At 56.3% G+C, this 7,134-nt stretch carries 5 protein-coding genes; 1 reads left to right on the top strand and 4 read right to left on the bottom strand.

The window, feature by feature from the left end:
- The 3 genes from V6C16_RS05845 to V6C16_RS05835 all read right to left on the bottom strand — a co-directional run.
- Window positions 1–484, bottom strand: a 484-nt coding sequence (locus V6C16_RS05845; RefSeq protein ID WP_333542879.1) for a 4Fe-4S dicluster domain-containing protein, incomplete at its 3' end; no start/stop codon positions are given.
- Between the two features lie 423 nt (window positions 485–907).
- On the bottom strand, window positions 908–1,567 hold the full coding sequence (locus V6C16_RS05840; protein WP_333534357.1) for a DUF4956 domain-containing protein: 660 nt from the start codon (window positions 1,565–1,567) through the stop codon (window positions 908–910).
- A gap of 33 nt (window positions 1,568–1,600) precedes the next feature.
- Window positions 1,601–3,865, bottom strand: coding sequence for a CotH kinase family protein (locus V6C16_RS05835; RefSeq protein WP_333534356.1), 2,265 nt, complete (start codon window positions 3,863–3,865; stop codon window positions 1,601–1,603).
- Window positions 3,866–4,108: 243 nt separating this feature from the next.
- Here V6C16_RS05835 and V6C16_RS05830 point away from each other — a divergent pair, with 243 nt between their 5' ends.
- Window positions 4,109–4,789: a polyphosphate polymerase domain-containing protein gene (locus tag V6C16_RS05830; protein WP_333534355.1), complete on the top strand. Its 681-nt coding sequence runs from the start codon at window positions 4,109–4,111 to the stop codon at window positions 4,787–4,789.
- A gap of 323 nt (window positions 4,790–5,112) precedes the next feature.
- Here V6C16_RS05830 and V6C16_RS05825 read toward each other — a convergent pair.
- Window positions 5,113–7,134, bottom strand: a 2,022-nt coding sequence (locus V6C16_RS05825; protein ID WP_333534354.1) for a hypothetical protein, incomplete at its 5' end; no start/stop codon positions are given.

Below are 7,134 nucleotides of genomic sequence, written 5' to 3'. Positions count from 1 at the left end.
CCCCGCCAAGGCAGGTTGCCGGGCTGATGTTCACGGTGCCGGTCTGCGGATCGCTGCTGCACGCTCCCCAGGGGCAAAGGTTGGCGCAGGGCGGATTGGTGCAGTGCATACACCGGCGCGGCACGTGCAGGTCAAGATTTTGGCCGTTTTTCTGCACGGTCACGGTTTCAATATACAGCCAGTTATAGGGGGTAAGCCTGTCGTCCACATCCTGCCGCTGCGACCAGTCTTCGGTCTTTGTACCCGGAGGAAAGAGGTCGGGCATGGCCCCGTTCACCACCGGATACCGCGCTTCGTTACGCTCGCGGCAGCCCTGCACGCATGCGCCGCAACCGATACATTTTTCAAGCTCCAGCAACGTGGCGTACCGCGTGCCGCCGGAAGCGCCGTCATTTGCGGCAGCCAGTGCATCACTGCCGCCCGCCACGGCCGACAGGCCCGCAGCCCCGGCCCCCATAAGAAACATACGTCGTGAACGCTTCATAACCTAGCCTGTGCCTTGTATTATCAGTATGGATTACTGCTTTTTTATGCCCGCTTTTTTCCGCAAAAGCAAAGGACCGCATAGTGCCGCAACAAGGCGGACAACGCCCATTCATCTGACGGCAAGAAAGCATCTGCGGTTCAACATCGGCACAGCTTCGCAGCGCATTGACGTGCTGACAGGGCATGAGCAATGCACAATACCGCATTTGTTGTCTCAATCATGAGCACAAACCATGCATCCATGCAAAGTAGCATGGAAAACACGCTCCACTGGGCCAAAAAATCATACGGTGACAGTAGCTGCCCGCCACAAAAAGGGGCATAAAACCCTCCACGAGTGTGGAGAATTTTATGCCCCTGAGCCATATTTTCAATACCGCGGATTACGCCGCCAAACGCACTGCCCGCACAAAAAATTGTTTTACGAATAGGTTCCGTTATATTCCACCAGGGTGGCGCTGTCCACAAAGTCCGCCGCGGTAAACGCATCCATAAATTCTATACGGCCCTTCCTGACCTTGACCTCAAGGGTCAGCTCCGTGGCTCCTCGCGAAACGCTCTTGTTTTTCAGCTTGCACTTCATTTTTTGCAACAGGACGCTCACCCGCTCCTCAGCCTCGGGGGCATAGCGCAGGATGAGCAGAAATGTCCGTGAATCCCTGTGAACAAAAGTCATGGCAATGTACACAAGGCCGATGACCGCCGTACCGAAAATGGCGACCATATAGAGCCTTGCCCCGGCGGTAAGTCCTGCGGCGATGCTCCAGTACAGAAAGCCCACATCCAGCGGGTCTTTGATGGGAGCGCGAAAACGCACAATGGACAGCGCCCCGACCATACCCAGCGACAGAACAAAGTTCGTGCCGATGGTGATGATGATAAAGGCGGTTATGCCGCTGACAATAAGGATGAGAACGCCGAAATTTTCATTATATACAATGCCGCGATAAAAAAAGCGGTACAGCAGATAGATGGCAAGCCCGCAACCAAGGGCAACAGCCATTGTCACAGCCAGAGAAAACATGGTCAGCGTTTCCTGCTGCGAAAACAGAAGCAGGACCTTGCGAAGCTCTTCAGTCATACATCACCGGCATCATGCAGAACATGGTAAAGGTTATTCCACAGTAATAGAGGACAAGATCTGCCCGTCCCTGTTGCGCAGATAAATGGTTTCACCCTGCACGGGCTTGAAATTTACCTGCATTTTCTTCAGGGCGGAGATATGCCGCGCGCCCTTGCCCACAAAAGGAACCGCTTCACCCGGATTAAAAACCACGCCGGACAACTCATACTTCTGGGGTTTGCCCAGCCTGTCGCTCAGGTACAGGCCCTGCGCTTCAAACGGGCTGCCTGTGGTATTGCGCACTGAAAAACCGCAGACATGACCGTGGTCATAGGCATTTTCAAGCACCAGAGGCGGTGGGCAATCTTCCGTCACGAGCTTGACCCGCACCTGCCCCTCCGCCGCGTCGCGCCCGGAAAGCGTGATCCTGCTCCCCTGTCTGATCTGCCCGTTCACTTCCCAATGCCGCACGGCCTTGTCCGGCGGCAGAACAGCGGCAACCTCAACGGAATTTTCAACGAAATACCATCCTTCAGGATCGGGACGGCTGATGGTGTTCAGGCGGGCCGAACCCTCCACCGTTACATGGTAAAGGTCGGTATAGCCCAGAATGCGGCGCAGTTCATTGAGCGCATGTTCCGGGCGTTCCCGGAAAAACGTAAGAATATTTTCACGGCCCCTGGCAATGGTTTCTTGCAGGCCGGGCGGATTATACACGCCGTGGCGCGCCGCATGCTCAACTTCACCAAGGCTTATGCCGTTCAGTTCCTGCATGACCTGCCGCACATTGCCTTCAGCGTAGTGAACAAAAGCCATATCACAAATATTATTGGCAAACTGTGCTGCCGATTCCGGGCGCTCCAGCAGAGAGGCAAAGACAGGGCTTGCCGCCAGCGCGCGCTCCAGAGTGGGATTGGAAGGGGGTGTTGCACCACCCCAGGGGCTCATGGCAGAAACATCCATATCATACAGCACATAGCGCCAGCGGCCATCAAGCCCGCATCCTTGAACTCTGTCATCCCCCACATAGCGCCACACTTTAATATTGTTCTGGTCGTCGTGCAGCCATTCCCTGTTGTCTATATAGGCTTCGATGGCATAATATAATAGCAAATCATCAACATCTATCTGCTTTGCAATGGCAGCATAGAGGTTTTCACTCATCGGCTCGACTTCGCAACGCCTTGTTAACGCCCTGAAGCCCTTGATCATGCGCCAGTTCAAAAGTTCCGGGTATTTTGGCGAAGAGCGCAGCCTCTTCACGCCGCCATTAAATGTGGCAAAATCTTCGCGAGGACGATTGAAAAAACTCTCGAGCAGGCTGTCATCCATTCTCACTGTCAGATAAGAATGACCGTAATAGCCGCCATTGAGGTACACGGCGGCGGAATGCACTGGTGACACCCACGGGTATCCGGCCCGGGCGGCAATACGTGCGATCAGAGGTGTACGGATCTGCGCATCATAAAGATCCTGCCCTCCACTGCTCAACGTCAGGGCATCATAGGAAAGCACAGGAAAGGCGGCATCTTCATGGGCCAGCTCGGCAAAAAAGGGATACTTGAATTTTCCCGCCGCCGGATCATAGGTCTTGCGGGCCGTAAGGCGCAGTGATTTTTGCGGATAATGCCGCGACACACCGCCGAAAACACGCAATCCGGCTTTTTGCGACAGCAGGCGGACGCCATCCGGATTAAAAACTTCCACATCCACCGGCCGCTCCCAGGCACGGCCCCGGCCTTTATAGTTGGCGTCGTGGGCGTTTTCGTCCTTTTCAGGATGCCTCTGCACGGATTCAGCCCGCAGCCTGCCCGGCACAAGGATGCCGGTCTCATGCCCGTACAGATTGTCATCTTGTGTAGACAGGGAAAAAATGTAGGAACCGTAACGCGAACGAACGCCCGGCTCAATAAAGTAGCTATGCGTGCTGACAGCGCTTTCCTGCCCGTCAACCACCGCCAAGGCCTTGACGACAATGCAGGTTCTGCCGTGTTCGGGAACGAGATGAAGGGGGCCTGTATATGCGGTGCTGTTCCTGGTGGGTGTGGAGCCGTCCACAGTATAGAATATTTGCGCATCAGGCCGTCCGCAGGCAAGTTTCACACGCACTGATTCCGTATGGAAATGGACGGAGGGATCAAAGACGGGCCTTTCGATCCTTTCCTTTTCCTGCTGTATCGTGTAGCCAACGATTTCGCGCAGGCTTTCCCTGCCGGAAGGCGCAGACAAGCCTGAAAGCCCTGAAGGCAAAAGAAGGGATGCCGCAACGCATGCCAGCGCTACAGCCAGAAACAGGCATACTATGGTCGTTCGCATACTTCCGCGTGTTTTCCTGCAATGGGGGGGCATGTCCGCTGCGCAGCCAGCTGTACGCCGCGTGTAAAAAAGGCACTGCGCACAAGGCACGAGCACGGACTATGCTTGCATAAAAAAATATTCTATAGTTATTGCGTTTTCAGGTCAACATATTACGCCAAGCTGAACGCCAATTCATTGGCTTTTCGAGCAGTATCATCAAGGGTACTTTCTAAGGGTACTTTCTTTTGCGGGGTCGCAAATATGCGGAAAAAACAATTCAGATACGAACGAAAATATTACCTGTCGCCGGATAATACTGCCATTTTGCGCCAGCGCGTGTCGTGCCTGCTCCAGCGCGACAGACATTCCAACGGGAAATACCTTATCAGCAGCCTGTACTTTGACGACATCTATGACACTGCCCTGCATGAAAAACAAAGTGGCGTCTTCACGCGCGACAAATGGCGCATGCGCTGGTACAATAATCAGCTTGACCCCATACACCTGGAGCGCAAGCACAAAGAGGGCGAACTGGGACTGAAACTGCACGCCAAGGTATCAGCAGACCAGTATCACAGGCTTTGCGCCGGAGACATGAGCGTTGCCGCCGCACAAAACGACGAAGTGTGGGAGGCGTTTTACCGCCTGCACTGCGCCAATCGCCTGCGCCCGGTGGTGACCGTCATCTACGAGCGGGAAGCCTTCAGCTATGTGCCGGGCAACGTGAGGATTACTTTTGATTCCGGTTTGCGGGCTTCCACGCCGGGTTCCGCAGTGTCGGTTCCCGTCTGCACGGACGGCCTGACCATTCTGGAGCTTAAATACGACAGTTTTCTGCCTGCTGTGGTGGAGGGTCTGCTTTCGGGCATGCAGTTTACGCAGTTGTCGCTTTCAAAATATGTCATGGCCCGGCATACGCTCATGAATTTCGGCTTTGCCTAGGGCGTGTTAACTTTGAAAAAGTGTAAATGCCCTAGATGTAGAGTGCCATCACGAGATGAATTTCCTTGGTATATCAAGGAGAGCGAACCTTTTATGCAGGGAGCGTACTCTTATGGCACTCAACCGGAATAAAAGGCGAAATTCGACGCAGAGATACCGGAAAAGGCGCTCGTGACGACACTGTCTAACGCTGCACGAAAGTGCGGCGCGCCACAACATGGCGTGGATTCTGCCAAAAATCACATTTTCGGCAGAAAAGAGAGAACCCGGCGCGCGTTGCGCGCCGGGTTCTCTCTGGTTCGGGCTGTGCGCAGCCGCTGGGTTTAGCAGTTTTCCACCATTTGCCGGGCCACCTCGCCCGATACATCCCCAACGGGCATTTCCGGCTCGGCAGCTCTGGGGCCGTGATCCCCGTTGTATGAAGCCTGCGGCTGCGCCTCAGAGGCTGTGGGCAGGGAGATGTTCTTCAGGGCATCCTTGTTGGTCAGGTCAATGATGCCGATGGCTTCAACCTCATGCCCGTCAGTGTGTCCGCCTGCCGCGGGGCCGGGCTGAAGCACGCTGTCCAGGCTGTCATCGCCTTCGCGCAACATGTCGTCCATTCCGGCAAGGGGCTGCCCGGAAGCGCTGTCGTCCTGCTGGCTGCCCGAAGCCGCGGCCGGGGCGGCTTCCGACAGGCCGGTTTCGTGGTAGTTGGCAAGCATTGAATCATCGTACAGGTGGGCGTCGCCTTCGAGGATGTCGCTGCCATCGCTGGAAAAGAGCAGTGTGGGGTACGCGCTGACGTCAACATCATGGTTCAGCGGATCATAATCATCACTGGCGTCATGAGCGCCGGGGCCGTCGTGGCCGGGCTGGGCATCTTCAAATGCGGCGGCATACGATTCTGGCTGTGCGTCATGGCTGCCGGTGAAAGACACCTTGTCGCCATCCACCTTGTCCAGAAAGCCGGAAAGGGCGTCCCGCAGGGCGGCTTCGTCCGCACCGGACCACTCGCCGTCCAACTGGAACTGGATCGAAGTCAGTCCTGCGAAGAAATCAAGGTCGGTCAGGCCGTTGAGCCAATCGGCGTAACGGCTGGCAAATTCGCCAATGCTGCTCGCCTGAAGAACCAGGGTAAAGGTATTGTCGGCATCGGCCACGATGTTGAGGCTGCCCTGCGCAACGCTGCCAGATACAGTCACTGTATTGCCGGAACCGAAAACAACAATCTTGTTTTCACTGGCCGCATTGCCGTCGGTGCTGACACTGCCCTGAATTGTCACCTGACTGCCGGCGCCCAGGGAAATTTCATTCCTGCCGCCGTCATTGGCGCTAAGGGCCATGTTCTGACCGTCCTGACTGCCCTGCGCGGTGATATTCACGCTGCTGCCCTGGCCGCCGTTGATGATGTTCAGCGAACCGCCGCCCTTGGCCCACATGGCGATGGCGTTACCAGCCGCTGCTGCCGTGGCGGTGATGGACACTATCACCGAACCGTCGCTGTTGATTTCGTTATGACCGCCGTTCAGGGCAGACATGGCCGTAGCATAATTGGTTATATCCGCCGCATAATTGGCCGCTACGCTCACACTGCCGGAATCAAGGCTGATGCTGTTGGCGCTGCTGGCTCCGTTGGCCTGCATGCCGTAAAGCTCACCTGCAACGTTTATGCTGCCGTGTCCGTCAATGGAGACGTCATTGGTACCGTGCCCTGTAACATCCATACCCCGGGACCCCGAGATATGTACGGTGCCGCCATCGGTCGCAGTAATCTGGTTGTCGCCACCATTGGACACAAACATCCCTGCTCCTTCCGTCGGCGGGCCAGTGGGGGACGCTTCCTGCCTGGCTCCGGCAATATTGATATCCTTGCCGATAATATAGTTGGCCCCGCCGCTGGTGGCAGACACGGCGTATTGTCCTGAGACGTCTACCGTGCCTTCATCAGCCACGATGCTGTTGGCGGAAAGAGCGCCGTCAGCGGACATGCCGTCTAACCCGCCCGTGACGGTGACGACGTTGCTGCCCGTGCCGGACACTTCGTTGCGGCCCCCGCCTGTTGCGTTCATGCCGGTCGTGCCGCCTTCGATGGTGATGGCGGTGTCGCCTTCGCCGATAATCTTGTTGCCCACATGCACGTCACTGCTGGTATTGCCGGTGTTATTGCCTGCGAAAACGGCGGAGGAATCGCCCTTGATGGTGATGCTGCCGCCTGTACCCGTGACGGTATTGCTGCCCACGCCGCTGGCGTTGAGGCCTGAGGTGGAGCCGGAGATGTCCACATTCCTGCCGGTCACTTCATTGCTGCCGTCAGCGGCCAGCAGGGCCTCGCCGTCGCTGGCGGTGACGGTAATCGCGCCTTG

It is taken from the genome of Desulfovibrio sp. 1188_IL3213, assembly GCF_036763145.1.
GTDB lineage: Bacteria > Desulfobacterota > Desulfovibrionia > Desulfovibrionales > Desulfovibrionaceae > Desulfovibrio.
This window is presented reverse-complemented; position numbering and strand designations above follow the sequence as displayed.